17 protein-coding genes are annotated in these 16,504 nt (G+C 70.7%); 12 read left to right on the forward strand and 5 right to left on the reverse strand.

The annotated features are described in order from the left end of the window. The first annotated feature begins 6 nt into the window (after positions 1-6). Positions 7-741 (forward strand): DUF4198 domain-containing protein, encoded by a 735-nt coding sequence (locus BM013_RS24780; RefSeq protein ID WP_093130295.1) that lies wholly within the window; start codon positions 7-9, stop codon positions 739-741. 17 nt (positions 742-758) lie between these two features. Next, positions 759-2,027, forward strand: a complete 1,269-nt coding sequence (locus BM013_RS24785; protein ID WP_093130296.1) for a PepSY-associated TM helix domain-containing protein — start codon at positions 759-761, stop codon at positions 2,025-2,027. Here BM013_RS24785 and BM013_RS24790 read toward each other — a convergent pair. Beyond that, positions 1,957-2,850 (reverse strand): AraC family transcriptional regulator, encoded by an 894-nt coding sequence (locus tag BM013_RS24790; RefSeq protein ID WP_093130297.1) that lies wholly within the window; start codon positions 2,848-2,850, stop codon positions 1,957-1,959. The genes BM013_RS24785 and BM013_RS24790 overlap by 71 nt on opposite strands. Positions 2,851-3,021: 171 nt before the next feature. Here BM013_RS24790 and BM013_RS24795 point away from each other — a divergent pair, with 171 nt between their 5' ends. From BM013_RS24795 to BM013_RS24805, 3 genes are read left to right on the forward strand one after another with little or no spacing between them, the layout of a single operon-like run. Next, positions 3,022-4,014, forward strand: coding sequence for a Bug family tripartite tricarboxylate transporter substrate binding protein (locus tag BM013_RS24795; protein WP_177225555.1), 993 nt, complete (start codon positions 3,022-3,024; stop codon positions 4,012-4,014). A 3-nt stretch (positions 4,015-4,017) separates the two neighbouring features. Continuing rightward, entirely contained in the window at positions 4,018-5,784 is a 1,767-nt protein-coding gene (locus BM013_RS24800) for a thiamine pyrophosphate-binding protein (protein ID WP_093130298.1), read from the forward strand. A gap of 14 nt (positions 5,785-5,798) precedes the next feature. Beyond that, positions 5,799-6,227, forward strand: coding sequence for a GlcG/HbpS family heme-binding protein (locus BM013_RS24805; protein ID WP_093130299.1), 429 nt, complete (start codon positions 5,799-5,801; stop codon positions 6,225-6,227). Between the two features lie 45 nt (positions 6,228-6,272). On the opposite strand, the gene BM013_RS24810 is transcribed toward BM013_RS24805, so the two are convergent. The 3 genes from BM013_RS24810 to BM013_RS24820 are packed head-to-tail and all read right to left on the reverse strand — an operon-like array spanning position 6,273 to position 9,841. Then, a complete protein-coding gene (locus BM013_RS24810; RefSeq protein ID WP_218153684.1) occupies positions 6,273-7,940 on the reverse strand; it encodes an FAD-dependent oxidoreductase in 1,668 nt (555 codons plus the stop codon). 10 nt (positions 7,941-7,950) lie between these two features. Next, positions 7,951-8,931 carry a tripartite tricarboxylate transporter substrate binding protein gene (locus tag BM013_RS24815; RefSeq protein WP_093130300.1) on the reverse strand — a complete coding sequence of 327 codons (981 nt, stop codon included), beginning with the start codon at positions 8,929-8,931 and terminating at the stop codon, positions 7,951-7,953. 13 nt (positions 8,932-8,944) lie between these two features. After that, positions 8,945-9,841 carry a shikimate dehydrogenase family protein gene (locus tag BM013_RS24820; RefSeq protein ID WP_093130301.1) on the reverse strand — a complete coding sequence of 299 codons (897 nt, stop codon included), beginning with the start codon at positions 9,839-9,841 and terminating at the stop codon, positions 8,945-8,947. A 249-nt stretch (positions 9,842-10,090) separates the two neighbouring features. On the opposite strand from BM013_RS24820, the gene BM013_RS24825 reads away from it, so the two are divergent. After that, positions 10,091-12,463 (forward strand): DNA polymerase II, encoded by a 2,373-nt coding sequence (locus BM013_RS24825; protein WP_093130302.1) that lies wholly within the window; start codon positions 10,091-10,093, stop codon positions 12,461-12,463. A 61-nt stretch (positions 12,464-12,524) separates the two neighbouring features. Here the strand turns inward: BM013_RS24825 and BM013_RS24830 are convergent, their stop codons facing one another. Continuing rightward, the gene (locus BM013_RS24830) at positions 12,525-13,139 is read right to left on the reverse strand and encodes a TetR/AcrR family transcriptional regulator (RefSeq protein ID WP_093130303.1); all 615 of its coding nucleotides are present in this window, start codon (positions 13,137-13,139) and stop codon (positions 12,525-12,527) included. Positions 13,140-13,309: 170 nt separating this feature from the next. Here BM013_RS24830 and BM013_RS24835 point away from each other — a divergent pair, with 170 nt between their 5' ends. The 6 genes from BM013_RS24835 (at position 13,310) to BM013_RS24855 (ending at position 16,501) form a co-directional block, all read left to right on the forward strand. Further along, positions 13,310-13,972, forward strand: a complete 663-nt coding sequence (locus tag BM013_RS24835) for a DUF3313 domain-containing protein (protein WP_093130304.1) — start codon at positions 13,310-13,312, stop codon at positions 13,970-13,972. Beyond that, the gene (locus tag BM013_RS41305; RefSeq protein ID WP_177206682.1) at positions 13,969-14,106 is read left to right on the forward strand and encodes a hypothetical protein; all 138 of its coding nucleotides are present in this window, start codon (positions 13,969-13,971) and stop codon (positions 14,104-14,106) included. The genes BM013_RS24835 and BM013_RS41305 overlap by 4 nt, the downstream gene beginning before the upstream one ends. 37 nt (positions 14,107-14,143) lie before the next feature. Continuing rightward, on the forward strand, positions 14,144-14,602 hold the full coding sequence (locus BM013_RS24840) for a hypothetical protein (RefSeq protein ID WP_093130305.1): 459 nt from the start codon (positions 14,144-14,146) through the stop codon (positions 14,600-14,602). Continuing rightward, positions 14,599-15,522, forward strand: coding sequence for a DUF2145 domain-containing protein (locus BM013_RS24845; RefSeq protein ID WP_093130306.1), 924 nt, complete (start codon positions 14,599-14,601; stop codon positions 15,520-15,522). Before BM013_RS24840 ends, BM013_RS24845 begins: the two co-directional genes overlap by 4 nt. A 98-nt stretch (positions 15,523-15,620) precedes the next feature. Further along, the gene (locus BM013_RS24850; protein WP_093130307.1) at positions 15,621-15,824 is read left to right on the forward strand and encodes a hypothetical protein; all 204 of its coding nucleotides are present in this window, start codon (positions 15,621-15,623) and stop codon (positions 15,822-15,824) included. After that, the gene (locus BM013_RS24855) at positions 15,821-16,501 is read left to right on the forward strand and encodes a winged helix-turn-helix domain-containing protein (protein WP_093130308.1); all 681 of its coding nucleotides are present in this window, start codon (positions 15,821-15,823) and stop codon (positions 16,499-16,501) included. Before BM013_RS24850 ends, BM013_RS24855 begins: the two co-directional genes overlap by 4 nt. Positions 16,502-16,504: the final 3 nt, after the last annotated feature.

Genomic DNA, 16,504 nt, shown 5'->3' on the forward strand with positions numbered 1-16,504 from the left:
GTCCGCATGAACAAGCGCCGAACGGCGGTGCGCACGGCCGTCCTCCTGTGCGCGCTGGCGGCAAGCGCCACGGCGCTCGCGCACGGCGTGTGGGTCGCGCAGCGCGCGAGCGAACTCGCGCTCGTCCTCGGCGAAGGCGCGCTCGACGAAAGCTACGAGCCGCGCCAGGTCCACGAGGTCAAGGCCTTCACCGCGCAAGGCGCGCCGGCCGGCGTCAAGCTGCAGCCGCGCACGCGCAACGTGGTCGTCGAGCCCGCCGCCGACGCGGCCGTGCTGTCGATGGCGGTGGAAGACGGCTTCTGGTCGCAGGGCCTCGACGGCAAATGGGTGAGCGGCTCGCGCGCGCAGGTGCCCGCCGCGAAGAAGGCGGGCTACTACATGAAGTACGGCACCACCTTGCTCAAGCCGGTGGCCATGCCCTTCAAGCCGCTGGGCATGGCGCTGGAGATCGTGCCGCTGGCCGACCCGATGGCGCTGCGCCGCGGCCAGCCGCTGGCCGTGCGCGTGCTCTCCAGGGGCAAGCCCGTGGCCGGCGCCGCCGTCATCGGCGACTTCACCGGCAATGTGTCGGGGCCGCGCGCCAGGACCGACCGCACGGGGCGCGCGTCGGTCGTGCTCGGCAGCAGCGGGCTGAACGTGATCGCCGTGTCGCTCGTGCGGCCGCGCGCCGACAAGGCCGAGGCCGACGAAGACGGCCTCGAGGCCACGCTGGCCTTTGCCCTGCCGAAGACGGGCGACTGACGCGGCAGCGCCCGGCAATGCGCAAGCACCTCCTGCGGCTGCATCGCTGGGCCGGCCTCGCCACGGCCGCCTTTCTCGTGCTCGCCGGCCTCACCGGCAGCCTGCTGGCCTTCGAGGACCCGCTCGAAGCCTGGCTCAACCCGTCGCTCTTCGTCGTTGCGCCGCAGGCCGTGCCGATGCGCGACGCCTTCGAACTGCGCGAACTGGCGCAGCGCGCCGCGCCGCCGCAGGCCCGGATCGACAGCGTGATCCTGGCGCCGCAGCCGGCGCGCGCGCTGCGCTTCATCCTCGCGGCCCGCACCGTTCCGCTCGCCGATCCACTGACCGGCCAGCTCACTGGCCAGCCGATGCCGCTCGACGTCGACGAGCTTTTCATGAACCCGTACACCGGCGAAGTGCTCGGCACGCGGCTGTGGGGCCGCTCGCTGTTCGAGCGCAAGACCGCCGTCAGCTTCATCTACCGGCTGCACTACGCGCTGGCGCTGCCCGCGCCCTGGAGCGCGCGCGTGCTCGGCGCGGTTGCGTTGCTGTGGACCTTCAACTGCCTCGCCGGCTTTTTTCTCACGCTCCCGCGGCAAGGCCCTGCCGGCTGGTGGCGGCGCTGGCGCGCGGCCTGGCGGCTCGCACCGCGAGGCAGCGCCGCGCGATGGAGCTTCAGCCTGCACCGCAGCTCAGGCCTCTGGCTCTGGCCGGTGCTGCTGGTGTTCGCAGCGTCGGCCGTGATGCTCACGCTGCGCGACAGCGTCTACCGGCCCGTGATGTCGCTGGTCACCGTGACGCAGGACGCGTGGGCCGGGCTGCCCGCGAAGCCGTTCGATCCTTCGCAGTCCTTGCTCGAATGGCGCGCCGCGCACGCGGCCGCCCGCGAGGCCATGGCGGCGACGGCCAAGGACAAGGGCTTCACCGTCATCGCGCAACGCGACCTGCGGCTGGACCGCTCGCGCGGCCTCTACGCCTACCGCGTGCGCTCCAGCCTGGACATTCGCGATGCGGCAGGCTCGACCACGGTGCTGATCGACGCGTCCACCGGCGCCTTGCGCGGCTTCGTGGGTGGTGCGAGCGGCAATGCGCTGGAAGAGTGGCTGGGCGCGCTGCACATGGCGCGCGTGTTCGGCATGCCCTACAAGGTGCTGGTGGCGCTGCTCGGCCTTGCCGTGGCCGTGCTGTCCGTCACCGGCGTGTGGGTGTGGGCCCGCAGGCGGGGCGCCGTGCGCGTCAGGCGCCGCGCACCCCGCGCGCCATCAGCGCCCGGTACGCCGACGGCGAGTGACCGAGGCTGCGGTTGAAGAACTTGCTGAAGTAGGCCGCGTCGGCATAGCCCAGCTGCGTGGCCACCTCGGCCACCGGCATCTCGGTGTAGGCCAGCAGCCGCCGCGCCTCGAGCAGCAGGCGCTCGTGCAGCAACTGCTGCGCCGATTGCCCCATGGTGTTGCGGCAGCTGCGGCTCAGGTGGTCGGGCGTGACGGCCAGCAGGTCGGCATAGAAGACCAGCGGACGATGCTCGCCGTAGTGCTGCTCCACCAGCGCCTGGTAGCGCCTGACCAGGGCGTCGCGCGCGCCGGCCGATTGCTCGCGCGCGGACTGCCCGTCGCGCAGCCGCACGAACTGCACCGCCAGCAGCGTGGCAAGGGCCAGCAGCGCATGCACGCGGCCGGGTTGCCGCGCGCGGAACTCGTCGGCCACCTGCGCGAACAGGCCGGCGCATGCCGCCGCGTCTTCCGCGCGCGGCTCGCCCAGCACGAAAGAGGCACCGAGCGCCGACGCCGCCAGGCTGGAGCCGTCGAGCAGTTTGCGCAGCGTGCGCGAAGACAGCGTCACCTGGTGGCCGACCGCGTGGCGCGTGTAGGTGAAGCCGTGCACCGAGCCCGGTGCCAGCATCAGCAGCACCGGCGCGCGCGCCTCGAAGGCGCGGCCGTCGACCGTGCCCCGCACCGCGCCTTGCTCGATCAACTGGAACTGGTACAGCGATTCGTGCCGGTGCGCCGGAATCGTCCAGTTCATCTCGCTGCCGCGCACGGCCACCGGCTCGTAGTGCAGGCAGTCGTCGGGTTCTTCATGCCGGACCTCGCTGAACGGCACATGCAGCAGGGGCGTGGGGGAGGGCTTCATGGGGCGGTCCGAAGGGTAGGGGCGTGTGTCGTGCCAGTCGTGCGGGGTCGAAGCGATCGATGCCGGAAAACTACCCGCAGCCGCCCGCTTTGTCCATGGCCGCCGCGCGCCGGCGCGGGCACCATGGCGGCACAAGACAACAACGGGCGCCCGGCGCCCAGGAGACAAGCCATGCAACGACGGTCCTTTCTCGGGGGCGCGGCTGCGCTGACGGCGCTCGGGCGCTTCGGCGGCGCGCAGGCCCAGGCACCTGTGCCACCGCTTCCGGGCAACGCCTTCATCGTCTCCGGCTTTCCCGCCGGCGGCATGGGCGACTACGTGGCGCGCCCGCTCGCCGAGCGCCTGCGCGGCAAGTACGCGGCCAGCATGGTGGTCGAGGCCCGCCCCGGCGCGGGCGGACGCATTGCCGTCGACTACGTGCGGCGCGCGGCGCCCGACGGGCTGACCATCCTGCAGATCCCGAGCTCGCCGATGACGCTCTATCCGCACACCTACAGGAAGCTCACCTACGACCCGCTGGCCGACTTCATTCCCGTGACCAGCACCGCGACCTACTCGTTCGTGCTCACGGCCGGGCCCGGCCTGCCGGGCGACGTGAAGACCGTGGCCGACTACGTGAAGTGGGCCAAGGCCAACCCCACGCAGGCGAACTACGGCATTCCCTCGGCGGGCTCCGCGCTGCACTTCGTCGGCATCATGCTGGCCAAGGCCAGCGGCGCGCCGATGATGCCCATCGCCTACAAGGGCGGCGCCCCGCTGCTCAACGACGTGCTGGGCGGCCAGGTGCCGGTGAGCATCAGCGTGCTGGGCGAGGTGATGCCGCACATCCGCAGCGGCAAGCTGCGCGGGCTGGCGGTGTCCAGCGCGGCGCGCTCGCCCTTCCTGCCCGACGTGCCCACCTTCGCCGAGCAGGGCTACAAGGACATCGCGGTGCAGGAATGGCTGGGCTGGTTCGTGCCCGCCAGGACACCCGCCGACACCGTGGCGCGCCTGAACACGCTGGTGCGCGAAGGCCTGCAGGCGCCCGACTTCGTCGCCGCGCTGGCCCAGAGCGGGCTGGCGCCCCTGCACCAGCCGGCCGACGAGTTCGCGCGCATGCTGCGCGCCGACCTGGCCCGCTGGGCCCCGGTGGTGAAAGCCTCCGGATTCACCGCGGAGGACTGAGACTTGGCCCTGGAACTCAATGGCGCGCAGGCGCTGGTGCGCGTGCTGCTCGGCGAGCAGGTGCGCGATGTCTACGGCATCGTCGGCGGCAAGCTCGGCGCGCTGCTGCACGCCATCTCGCAGCAGAGCGAGCTGCGCTTTCTCGGCGTGCGGCACGAAGGCGCCGGGCCCATGATGGCCGCGGCCACCCACGCCGGCACCGGCCGCATGGCGGTGGCCATCGCGGAGATGGGGCCGGGCGGCCTGAACATGGCCTCCGGCCTTGGCGTGGCGTTCGCCAACAACCTGCCGCTGCTGGCCGTCACCACCAACCAGCACCGCGCCGCGAGCTACCCGCACAGCGGCATGTTCATGGACCTCGACACCGTCGGCGTGACCCGCCCCGTCACCAAGTGGAACGCCGTGGTGCACGACGCGCGCCGCATGCCCGAGCTCGCGCGGCGCGCCTTTCGCGAAGCGCTGAGCGGCCGGCCCGGCCCGGTGCACCTCGACATTCCGCAGGACGTGCTGTCGCAGCGCTGCAGCTTCGCCGACGACGCGTTCGACATTGCGCCCGCGCACTACCGCGCCACGGGCCGCGTGCGGCCCGACGCCGCCGGCGTGGCCGACGCCATTGCACTGCTGCGCGCCGCGCGGCGGCCGCTGGTGGTCGCGGGCGGCGGCGTGGTGGCAAGCGGCGCGGCACCGCAGTTGCGCGAGCTCGCGCGCCGGCTGAACGCACCGGTGGTACCCACGCAGATGGCGCTGGGCGTGGTGGCGTCGGACAGCCCGCACTTCATCGGCCATGGCGGGCTGATCGCCGGCGAGGCGGTGCGCCATGCCTTCGCGCAGGCCGACGCCATCGTCGCGGTCGGCTGCCGCTGGTCGTCGTGGATGTGGGACGCGCACGGCCCCTTCGCGCGCCGCGGCCACCGCATGGTGAGCATCAACATCGATCCGCTCGCGCTCGGCCACCCGGCGCTGCACGCGGTGGCGCTGCAGGCCGATGCGGGCGCGGCGCTCGACGACCTGCTCGCCGCGTGGGACGACGGCGTGGCCGCGCGCGTGGATGTCGACTGGCTGCCCGCCGCACGCGGCGTGCGCGCCGCCTACGAGGCGAAGCTCTCGGCCCTGGCCGACTCGGCAGCCGAGGACGGCGAGGCGATGCACCCCGCCACCCTCGCGCGCGAGATCGCACGCGCCCTGCCGGGCGACGCGCTGGCCGTGTACGACGGCGGCCACACCAGCTTCTGGAGCAACGACTTCACGCCGGTGCACGCGGTGCGCACGCGCTTCCACGAGCCCGGCATGAGCCACCTCGGCTTCGGCCTGCCGTATGCAATGGCGCTGCAGGCCCAGCACCCCGGGCGCGCCGTGGTGCAGGTCACCGGCGACGGCTCCTTCGGCTTCACCATGAACGAGCTGGACACCGCGCGCCGCCACCGGCTGCCGGTGCTCACCGTGATCCACAACAACGAGGCCTGGGGCATCATCCGCACCGGCCAGCGCAATGCGCTGGGCTTCGAGCTGGGCACGGGGCTCGAGGAGACCGACTACGCGGCCATTGCGCGCGGCTTCGGCTGCCACGGCGAGCGCGTCACGCGCGCCGAAGAGGTCGGCCCCGCGATGCAACGCGCACTGGCCTCGGGGCTGCCCGCGGTGCTCGACTGCCGCACCCGCTTCGTGCCGCACCCCGCCATGCCGATGTTCGGCAGCATGAACCGCTTCGGCTTCGACGCGCTCACGCACGCCGGTACCTCTGCCCCCGACGCTCCCGGCGCCACTCCCTGAACCAGGACACCTTCATGAGCAACACCCTCACACTGCAGCAAGCCCGCACCGTCATCGACGCCGCCATCGCGAAATCGAAGGAGGCCGGCTACAAGCCCATGGCCATCGCCGTGCTCGACGCCGCCGGCCACCTCAAGGCCTTCGTGAGCGAGGACGGCGCCAGCATGTTCCGCTTCGACGTGGCGCGCGCCAAGGCCTGGGGCGCGGTCGGCATGGGCGTGTCCAGCCGCGCGCTGGCCGAGCGCGCCAAGGACAACCCGAACTTCTTCGTCTCGCTGGCCGCCACGGCCGACGGCCGCTTCCTGCCGCAGACCGGCGCCGTGGTCATCAAGGACGCGCAAGGCCAGGTGCTCGGCGCCGTGGGCGCCAGCGGCGGCACGGGCGACGAGGACGAGGCCATCTGCAAGGCCGGCGTGGAGGCCGCGGGGCTGGTCAGCGGCTGACCTTGCGCAGGCTGCTCACGTTCACGTTCACGTTCACGCTCGCGCTCATGCAGCAGCGTGCTTGTAGCCCACGCGCCGCGTGGGCGTGAGCGCACCGAAGGCCGGCCAGGCCAGCAGCACGCCTTGCCGCTCCAGCGTGGCCTGGAAGTCGGCCAGCAGCGCAGCGTCGGCACGCACCGCGCGCGGCGGCTGTCTGCGCGCCAGCGCGAACGCGGCCAGCGTGCCCGAGGCCTCGCCGATGCTCCACTCCGTCGCGTGCTCGCGGTACGCGCCGTTGGTGACGCGCGTGGTGCCAAGGTTCTTGCAGGCGGGCAGCAGGTTGTCCACGCGCACCGGCAGCAGCGCGCCCAGCGGGATCTGGAACGGAAACGAGTCGATGTCCACCGTGTTGCGCCCGCGCGTGCTCGGGTGCAGGTCGATGCGGTAGGCGCCGATGCCCACGCTGTCGAAGAACGACTCCGCGGCGTCCTGGCCCGGGCGCGCCTTCACGCCGACGTGCTGCTCGAGCACCGTGAACTCCGCCTCGATGCGGCGGCCCTCGCGGTAGTAGGCCTGCTTGGCCAGCCCGTCGCTCGTGCCCAGCACGTCGCCGCGCAGGCGCAGGCCGCGGTAGCCGCAGCCGCCGTCGTGGCGCGGCGCATCGGTCTGCATCCAGTAGAAGAAGGCGAGGCTGAACTGGCGCGCTTCCTCGAGCGCCTGCGCCTGGGCCTGCGGCGCGACGCCGACGATGGGCTTTTCCCAGTAGTCCATCTGCGGCCAGTTGGCGAGCGTGATGTCGCTCGCATACGCGCCGGGCTCGAAGTTCAGGCGCCATGCAATGCGCCGCGCGTGCCACAGGTCGTAGAGCGATTCGGCATCGCTCGGCCCGACGAACAGCGGCCGCTCGCGCGGCTGGTGCGTGACGAAGTCGCTCAGCGTCCAGCTGAACTGCGGGCCGGGCCAGCAGTCGAGCTGCAAGGTCTTGAGCCGGTCGTACGCAGCCGGCTTGTCGATGGTGTGGTCCTCGCCGGGCAGGTAGTCGGCCGCCAGGCACCAGGTGATGGCCTGCTGGTCGAACGGGTCGGCCTCGGCCAGCGCGTGCGGCTCGCCGGTGCGCGACCGCGCCTCGGCGCCGAACACATGCTCGACCTGCGCCATCTCGAGCACGTCGCCGGTTTCGGTGGCGTCGATGAACATCGGCGCCTGCAGCACGCGCTCGCATTCGTTCACGAGGTCGCGCACGCGAACGGCGCGAAGCCGGTCGCCGCCGGCCTGCACCTGCAGCAGGCGGTGCTGGCGCAGCACCGTCACGCGGCCGGCGGCCACGTGCGGCGCGAGCAGGCTGTCGATCACCTTCACCGCCACCCAGGGCTCGTGGCACAGCGTGCTCACGTTGCCCTGGCCGGGGTTCAGCCGCAGGCTGCCGCGCGCCGCCTCGGTCAGCGGCATGTGCGTGCGGTAGTACGCGCGAATGCCGTGGCGCAGCGCGGCATAGCTCTGCGAGGCGCTCAGGCTTTCGATCCACGGGTGCTCGTCGGGCGGCACCGCCTGCGCGGTGAGCTGGCCGCCGAGCCAGTCGAGCTCCTCGACCAGCACCACGCGCGCGCCTTGCCGCGCCGCGGCCAGCGCGGCCGAGACGCCGCCCAGGCCGCCGCCGATCACGACGATGTCGGCTTCGAGTTCCGCGCCCGGCGCGGCGGTGGACGATATGTGGGCTTGTGCTGCTGCTGTCACGCGTGCGTCCTCAGTCCGCCTTCAGGCCGAGCCGGCGGATCGCGTCGCCGTAGCGCCTCGTCTCCGACGCGATCAGCTGGCCGAACTCGGCCGGGCTGCCGTGCGCCGGCTCCACGCCCAGCGCCTGCAGGCGCTCCTTCACGTCGGGCATGGCCAGGGCCGCGTTCACGTCCTTGTTCAGGCGCGCGACCACCTCGGGCGGCGTGCCGGCCGGCGCAAGGATGCCGAACCAGCCGGTCACCTCGAAGTTGGGCACCGCGGTCTCGGCCACGGTGGGCACGTCGGGCAATGCGGCCGAGCGTGCCTTGGTGGTCACGGCCAGCGCGCGCAGCTTGCCCGAGCGGATGAGCGGCAGCGCGCTCGAGGGAATGTCGAAGCCGAGGTCGACCTCATGGCCCATCAGCGCGGTCAACGCCGGGCCCGAGCCCTTGTACGGAATCATCAGCATGTCGACCTTGGCCTCGCTCTTGAGGAACTCGGCCGCCAGGCTGGTGGTGGTCGCGCCGCCGCCGCCGGCCGCGTAGTTGAGCTTGCCAGGCGCCTTGCGCGCGGCGGCCAGCACGTCGGCCAGGCTGTGCAGCGGCGAGCCCGCGGGCGCCACCATCACCACCGGCGAGGCGCCGACCTTGGCCACCGGCGCGAAGCTCTTCACCGTGTCGTAGTTCAGCTTCGGGTACAGCGCGGTGCTGCCGGGGAAACCGCTGGTCACGAACAGCAGCGTGTAGCCGTCGGCGGACGCGTTGGCCACGAAGCTGTTGGCGATGGTGCCGCCCGCGCCGGGCCGGTTGTCGACGATGACCGGCTGCCCCAGCGAGGTCGTGAGCTTCTGCGCGACCATGCGCGCCAGGATGTCGCCCGAGCCGCCGGGCGCGAAGCCGACCACCAGCGTGGTGGTCTTGGCGGGGTAGGCCTGCGCATGGGCGCCGGCGGCGGTCAGCAGCGCCGCGCCTGCGGTGAGCCCGAGGGCCAGGTGGCGAACGAGTTTTTTCATGGGAATGTCTCCGTCAAGGGTTGGAATGGTTCTCGCGCAGCCAGGCCTGCGCCATGCGCGCGGCCCGCGGAAGGCCGAAGAAGTCGAGGTAGGCCGGCAGCTGGTGGTCGAGCATCGGCCGCCCCGGGTGCACGCGCAGGCCGCGCTGTGCCGCGCGCTGCAGCAGCGGTGTTTCGGCCGGCTGCATGATCACGTCGGCCACCAGCGTGCCGCCGGCGAGCGAGGCCGGGTCGAAGGGCAGCGGGTCGCCGGCCTTCATGCCGAGCGGCGTGGCGTTCACGGCGATGTCGCAGGCAATGTGCGACGGGGTGCGCAGCGCCACCACCTCGCTGGCGCTGAAGTGCTGCTGCAGCTGCGCGGCCAGTGCGCCGGCCAGCGCGGCGTTCACGTCAAAGATGCCCAGCCACGCGACGCCGGCCGACAGCAGCGCCGCGGCCACCGCGGAACCCGCACCGCCCGCGCCCACCACCAGCACCTTGCGGCCCGAAGGCTCGTGCCCGGCGGCGCGCAGCCCCGCGAGAAAGCCGACGCCGTCGAACAGGTCGCCCTGCAGCGTGCCGCCGGTCTCGCCTGCGGCGCCTGCGCCGCGCCGGATCGCGTTCACCGCGCCCACCAGCCGCGCCGATTCCCCGGGCTGCGCGACCAGCTCGAACAGCGTCTTCTTGTACGGCACCGTCACCAGCAGCCCGCCGATGCTGCCGGAGGCCAGCAGGCCGCGGCAGGTCTCGACCACCGATTCGGGCGGCAGCTCCAGCGGCACCACCAGCGCGTCGATGCCCGCGCGGCGGAACAGCGCGTTGAACGCCAGCGGCGCCTTGACCTGCGACACCGGGTTGCCGACGACCGGAAAGAGAAGGGTGCTGCCGCTCACCGGCGGCGCGATGTCGGGGATGACCAGGGGCGCATTCATGGGCCCGGATGCTACGAACGCAGCGCCGATCGATCCAATACCAATGCGGGCCGTGCCAATAACATCGGGTTATCGACCAGGGTTATCCCTGACGGGATTGTTTTAGGCTTGGTGCCGGCACCCGGTCCGCGAACGCCGGACGACCATCGACAAAAGGGGATCGGCGCCGTGTGGCTCGTTCGGTGTTCGTCAGCGAAAATCGGCGGTCCCCAGCCCGCCCTCCTGCATCACCCGGTTCCCCCAGCGCTCGTGACACCCACCGAATTCGAGGGCTTCATCCTCACCCGCCACTGGCGCGACGCGCCGGCCGGGACCGAAATCGAATACTGGCTGGCAACCGATGCGGGGCCGAGGAAGGTGGTCCTGACCTCGCAGACCGCCGTCGCATTCGTCGCAAGCCGGCACCGGGCGGCGGTGCAGGCGCAACTCGGCAGCATGCCGGGGCTGCAGCTGCGCGAGCTCGAACTCAAGAGCTTCCAGCAGGAGCCCGTCATCGGCATCTATGCGACGCACTTCCGCCAGCTCGGCCGCTTGGCGCGCGCCCTCCAGCCGCAGGGCATTCCGCTGCTCGAAGCCGACGTGCGGCCGCACGACCGCCACCTGATGGAGCGCTTCATCACCGCCGGCGTGCGGGTCGAAGGCGGCAGGGCAGACCGCGGCACCCTCGTCGACTGCAGGCTCAAGCCCGCCGCCGAATTCCGGCCGGTGCTGAAGGTGGTGTCGCTGGACATCGAGACCAGCCAGCACGAGGCGCTCTATTCCATCGCGCTGGACGGCATGCCGGAGCGCGTGGTCTTCATGCTGGGCGAGCCGCCATCTGAAGCCCGTGAGCCCCTGGACTTCTCGCTCGTCTATTGCCCCACCCGCAAGGCCATGATCGAGGCACTCAACGACTGGTTCGAAAGGAACGACCCCGACGTTCTCATCGGCTGGAACGTCATCCAGTTCGACCTGCGCGTGCTCCAGAAGACAGCCGACGACTGCGGGGCGAAGCTCCTGCTGGGGCGCGAGCGCCGGCCCATCGCGTGGCGCACCCATCCGGGCAAGCAGGGCTACCTGTTCGCGCCCATGCCCGGGCGCGTGATCATCGACGGCATCGACGCGCTCAAGGCCGCGGTGTGGAGCTTTCCTTCGTTCAGCCTGGAGACCGTCTCGCAAGCGCTGCTGGGCGAGGGCAAGGCCATCGGCGACGAGTACGACAAGATGGCGGAGATCGAGCGGCGCTACCAGCAGGACAAGCCCGCGCTCGCGCTCTACAACATCCGCGACTGCGAGCTGGTGCTGCGCATCTTCGACAAGGCGAAGCTGCTGCAGTTCGTGGTGGAGCGGGCCTACACCACGGGCCTGCAGGCCGACCACTTCGGCGGCTCCATTGCCGCGTTCAGCCACCACTACCTGCCGCGCATGCACCGCCTGGGCTACGTGGCGCCCAACGTCGGAGAGATCGCGAGCAAGGCCTACCCCGGCGGGTACGTGATGGACTCGAAACCCGGGTTCTACGACTCCGTGGTGGTGCTCGACTACAAGAGCCTCTACCCCTCGATCATCCGGACCTTTCTCGTCGACCCCGTGGGCCTCGTGGAGAGCGCGAACGCCGGCGAGACGGCCATGCTGGTCAAGGGCCCGGGCGGGACCCTCTTCTCGCGCGAGAAGCACTGCCTGCCTGAAATCGTGACCACGCTGTGGCGCGCTCGGGACGAGGCCAAGCGGGCCAGGAACGAACCGCTGTCGCAGGCCTTGAAGCTGCTCATGAACTCCTTCGCCGGCGTGCTGGGCGCGTCCGAGTGCCGCTTCTTCAACCCCAAGCTGGTGTCCGCCGTCACCCTGCGCGGGCACGAGATGATGAAGCTCACCCGCGAGTTCGTGGAGAAGCGCGGCTACGAGGCCATCTACGGCGACACCGACTCCATCTTCATCTGGCTCAGGCGCACCCACACCAACGAGGAAGCGCATGCCGTCGCGGCGAGCCTGGCGAGCGACATCAACCACTGGTGGACGCGCACGCTGCGTGAAACGCAGGGGCTGGAGAACTTCCTGGAGATCGAGTTCGACACCCACTACAGGAAGTTCTTCATGCCCACCATCCGCGGCTCGGACGTGGGCAGCAAGAAGCGCTACGCCGGCCTGAGCGCGGATGCCTCGGGCAAGGAAGAAATGGTCTACCGCGGCCTGGAGATGGCGCGCAGCGACTGGACCCCGCTGGCGCGGCAGTTCCAGGAGGGCCTGCTGTCGCGCATCTTCCAGGGCGAGCCCTACAGGGCGTTCGTGACCGACTATGCGCAGTCGACGCTGGCCGGGCAGAAGGACGAGCTGCTCATCTACCGCAAGCGCCTGCGCCACCGCCTCGATGCCTACCTGGTCAACGTGCCGCCGCAGGTGCGCGCGGCACGCATCGCCGACGAATACAACGACCAGGTCAACCGGCCCAGGCAGTATCAGAACGGCGGATGGATCCACTACGTCATGACCCGCAACGGGCCGGAGCCGCTGGAAACGCGCCGTTCCCGCATCGACTACGAGCACTACCTGACCAAGCAGCTCCAGCCGATCGCCGACGCCATCCTGCAGCCCATGGGAGAGAGCTTCATGGCGTTGACGACTTCACAGCAGGGGTTGTTCTAGCGGATTGCGGGTGGGGCGCAACAGTGCGCCACTGCGCCACTGCGCCATTGCGCAAAAAGCACTAACGCGCCGCCGCCCCGGCAAGGAACATATCGACCGCGCGCTGCACCATCGCGTGGATCTGCTTGAGCGCCACCGGCGCGGGGTTGGACTGGTACAGCCGCAACTGGGTCTCCGCCGTCACCAATGCCGTGAACTGCTGCGCGGCCACCTGCGGGTCCAAGGTCCGCAGTTCGCCGCGCTGCATCGCTGATTCCATGAAGCCCGCAAGGGTCCGCAGGTACTCGGCGGGGCCCGACTCGTGGAACTGCAGCCCCACGTCGGAGTGCCCCGCTTCGGCGATGACCATGCGGTAGACCGCCAGCGCGTCGGCGTCGTTGGTCAGCACGAACAGCATCCGCTTGCCGAACCGCATGAGCTGCGACTCGAGCGTGGCGTTCTCGGTCACCTCCTGCAGTTCGACCGCGGCCTCGGCCAGGTGCGAGGTGGCCACGGTCTGGACGACCGCGGCGAAGAGCTCCTCCTTGGAGGCGAAGTACCCGTACAGCGTGGCCTTCGAGCCGCCCAGGCGCTTGGCGAGCTCGTTCATCGACGTGCGCTCGTAGCCCAGCTCCTTGAACAGCGCCACCGCCGCTTCGAGGATGGCGGTGCGCCGCGCTTCTGTCCTGACCTTCATGGCATCCCTCAAAAGAATACCCGAATGTACAGTTTTCTTGACATCGCTCGAATCCATCTCAATAATAAACCGTACTGTACGGTTATAAAACCGAACAGTCGCTGCGCAAGGCCGGGACGGCGTTCCCGCTGCCTTGTTCATTCACCATTTTTTCGATGTGAGGAAACGCGATGCGTGCTCTTTCCGGTGGCTCCACGGCCATCACCCTGGCGGTTTGTCTGGGCCTGACGGCGTGTGCCAGCACACAGCCGGTTCCGTATGCGGGCATTGCCTCCGCACCCCAGTTGCGGCCCAGCCAGCATGACGACTCCGGTCGCATTCCCTTCGAATACAAGACGAACATCGACTGGCGGCGGTACTCGGCCTTCGTGCTCGATCCGGTCGCGATCTACCGCGGCGGCGACGCGCAGTTCGGCGACGTGCCGGAAGACGACAAGGTGTTCCTCGCGCGCGCCATGCAGAGCCAGTTCACCGACAAGCTGAACGCGCGCTTTCGCAATGCCCCCGGCAGGGGCGCCAACGCCGTGCGGATCAAGCTGACGCTCACCGGCGCCAGGATGAACACGGCGTTCCTCAGCACCTTCTCGCGCTTCGATCTCATGGGCGGCCCCTACAACGCCGTGCAGGCGATCCGCGGCAGGGAGGGCGCGATGACGGGTTCGGTCAGCTTCGCGGTGGAGATCTACGACGCCGCGAGCAACGAACTGCTGGGTGCCTATGTCGCCAAGCAGTACCCCGGCGCATGGAATCTCAAGGCCGGCATCGGGGCTCGGAGCGCCTCCATGGTCGGCATCGAAAACGGCGCCGACCAGCTGGTCGCCTACCTGCAATGACCCAAGCCGCCGAGGCACCGGGCCACGCGCTGGCGGTGTTGCTGCGGCGGCGGCTGCGCAGGGCCTGCATCAGGCTGCGCTGCGTGCTGGCACGGGCCCGCTGGCCGGGGCTCGGCATCTTCCACGCGAAATGACCCATCCCCGTCCCACCTACACAGCCGGAGCATTCCAGTGACCCCTCTCAATTTCTTCCGCCTTGCAGGCTTCGCGGCCGTGTTCGCCACGGCCTTCCAGGCCCAGGCCGACAGCTTCACCTCTTCCGTGGCTTCCAGTGCCGGCTCCGCGTCCAGCGGCAGCGTGTCCGCGTCGCTGCGCGGTTCGAGCAGGAGCTCGTTCGACGGCGACAAGGTGGCCGACGGCGACTACCGCATCACCGAGGTCGCGCAGGCCGCCGGTCGCGCGGGCTTCGCGCGTGTCGCGATGCAAAGCGACGACGCGCAACGCCGCATCGTGCTCGAACTGCCGCAGGCCACCTTCGCCAAAGAGGCCCTGGGCCCGGGCGACCTCGTGCGCACGCAACAGCGCGCCTACGGCACCGCCTTCGCACGCGGCGACACGCGCGAGGCGTTCTACCTCGTGCTGGCCGACGACTGGTACGGGGGGCTCGCCGCCCGTCCCGTGGGCCTTTGAGCCGCCAGCGCCGGCTGGCGTTGCCGGGGCTCGCCGCTGCCCTTGCCTTCGCGGGGTGCGTTGTGCACGCGGCCGCCTCCTCGCAGTTCTGCGATCGCGCGGTACCGCTCAGCGCAAGCCAGCAGGATCGCCTGCTGCGCTTCACCGCCGCCGTGCAGGACGCGCTCTCGGCCACGGGCAGCGACGCCGTGCTGATCAGCCGCTCCGGCCTGGACCTCTCGCGCTTTGGCATCCGCTACTCGCACGCCGCCATCGCGTGGAAGGCAGAGGGCGGCAGAGAGGGCGGCATCTGGTCCGCGCGGCAGCTCTACTACGCCTGCGACGAGGGGCACCCGCGCCTCTACGACCAGGGCCTGGCCGGTTTCGTCATGGGCATCGATGACGCCGCGCTGGGCTACGTCTCCATCGTGGCCCTGCCGCCCGAAGCGGCACAGGCACTGCGGGGCGCGGCGCTCGACACGCCGCGTGCCGTGCACCTGCTGGCCGCGCGCTACAGCGCCAACGCCTATCCCTTCAGCCTGCGCTACCAGAACTGCAATCAGTGGGTGATGGAGCTGCTCGCCGTGGCGTGGGGCGGCCTGCCCGACGGTGACGGCCTGCGACGGCGCGCCCAGCAATGGTTGCGCGACGCGCCCTACAAGCCAGCGGCGGTCGATGTCGGCTCGCATGCGCTCGTCTTCGCGTCGAGCTTCGTGCCGCTGCTGCATCTGGACGACCACCCGCAGGAAGACATCTACGCCCTGAAGCTGCGCGTGAGCCTGCCCTCGGCCGTCGAAGCCTTCGTGCGCGAACGACACCCGCTGAGCGAACGCGTCGAGCTGTGCCACGACGGCAGGCAGATCGTGCTGCACCGAGGGTGGGAACCCGTCTCCGACGGCTGCCTGCCCGGTGCGGGCGATCGCGTCGTCGCGCTCGACTGAACCGCACCAACGCGCACCGACGCGCACCGACGCACACCAGCGCGCACCAGCGCGCACCAGCGCGCACCGGCCTTCAGCCCACCGACCGAACGAGAACAATGAAATACCTCTCGAGTTTTGCAGCCGCCCACGCCGCGGTGATCGCGCTGGTGATCGGCGTCTTCCTCATCGACGGTTGCGCGCACCGGCAAGCCCGCACGGGTCCGAACGCGCCCAATTTGCAGGATGCGCGGGATGTGCCGGCTTCGGCATTCCCCCACCCGCAGGGCCGGTCCACGACGGCAAAGGGAGCCCGCCCGTGAACGTCCTGCTCCTCGGACCCGGGCACGGGCTGCGCGACACGCTCGGCGCCATGCTCGCAAGGGCCGGCTTCGCCGTCGACGAGGCCGACACGCGCAGTGCCGGCGCATGGCTCCGCGCCGGCAAGCCGTATGCGCTGGTTGTTCTCGACGCGGGCCAACCTGAGGAGATCCATGCGGCGGTTCATGCAGTGATAGGTGCGGTCCGCCGATGCACCGCCGCCCCGTTGCTCGTGCTGACGCAGCGAGACCCGCTGGCCGATCGTCTCGAAGGACTGGCGCTGGGGGCGACCGAGTACCTGGTCAAGCCCTGTGCGCCCGCCGACCTGCTGGCGCGCGCGTGGGCGCTGGCATCTCGCGGCCACGAGCCGGAGGCGGGCCTCCTGCGGCTGGCCGACCTGGCGGTCGACCGGGAGCGCGGCAAGGCGTTCCGCCAAGGTGTGGATCTCGGCCTCAGCGCCACCTTGTTCGAGCTGCTGGACGTGCTGATGGCGCACAAGGGCCAGGTGCTGTCGCGCGCCGAGCTCATCAGGGCCGTGTGGGGATCGAATGCCCAGGAGCGCGACAACATGGTCACGGTCGGCATCCTCAGGCTGCGCCAGAAGCTGGACGGTCCGTTCGCACTGAAGCTGATCCACACGGTGCGCGGCGGGGGCTACGTGCTTGCGCTCGGCCCCTGACCG

It is taken from the genome of Variovorax sp. OK605 (assembly GCF_900115445.1).
In the GTDB taxonomy this organism is placed as follows: Bacteria; Pseudomonadota; Gammaproteobacteria; order Burkholderiales; family Burkholderiaceae_C; genus Variovorax.

Coding starts and splice junctions, on each gene's coding strand:
- BM013_RS24795 (WP_177225555.1), top strand. CDS start 3,022: ATGCAACGACGGTCCTTTCTCGGGGGCGCGGCTGCGCTGACGGCGCTC.
- BM013_RS24815 (WP_093130300.1), bottom strand. CDS start 8,931: ATGAAAAAACTCGTTCGCCACCTGGCCCTCGGGCTCACCGCAGGCGCG.
- BM013_RS24780 (WP_093130295.1), top strand. CDS start 7: ATGAACAAGCGCCGAACGGCGGTGCGCACGGCCGTCCTCCTGTGCGCG.
- BM013_RS24805 (WP_093130299.1), top strand. CDS start 5,799: ATGAGCAACACCCTCACACTGCAGCAAGCCCGCACCGTCATCGACGCC.
- BM013_RS24785 (WP_093130296.1), top strand. CDS start 759: ATGCGCAAGCACCTCCTGCGGCTGCATCGCTGGGCCGGCCTCGCCACG.
- BM013_RS24820 (WP_093130301.1), bottom strand. CDS start 9,841: ATGAATGCGCCCCTGGTCATCCCCGACATCGCGCCGCCGGTGAGCGGC.
- BM013_RS24830 (WP_093130303.1), bottom strand. CDS start 13,139: ATGAAGGTCAGGACAGAAGCGCGGCGCACCGCCATCCTCGAAGCGGCG.
- BM013_RS24790 (WP_093130297.1), bottom strand. CDS start 2,850: ATGAAGCCCTCCCCCACGCCCCTGCTGCATGTGCCGTTCAGCGAGGTC.
- BM013_RS24835 (WP_093130304.1), top strand. CDS start 13,310: ATGCGTGCTCTTTCCGGTGGCTCCACGGCCATCACCCTGGCGGTTTGT.
- BM013_RS24850 (WP_093130307.1), top strand. CDS start 15,621: ATGAAATACCTCTCGAGTTTTGCAGCCGCCCACGCCGCGGTGATCGCG.
- BM013_RS41305 (WP_177206682.1), top strand. CDS start 13,969: ATGACCCAAGCCGCCGAGGCACCGGGCCACGCGCTGGCGGTGTTGCTG.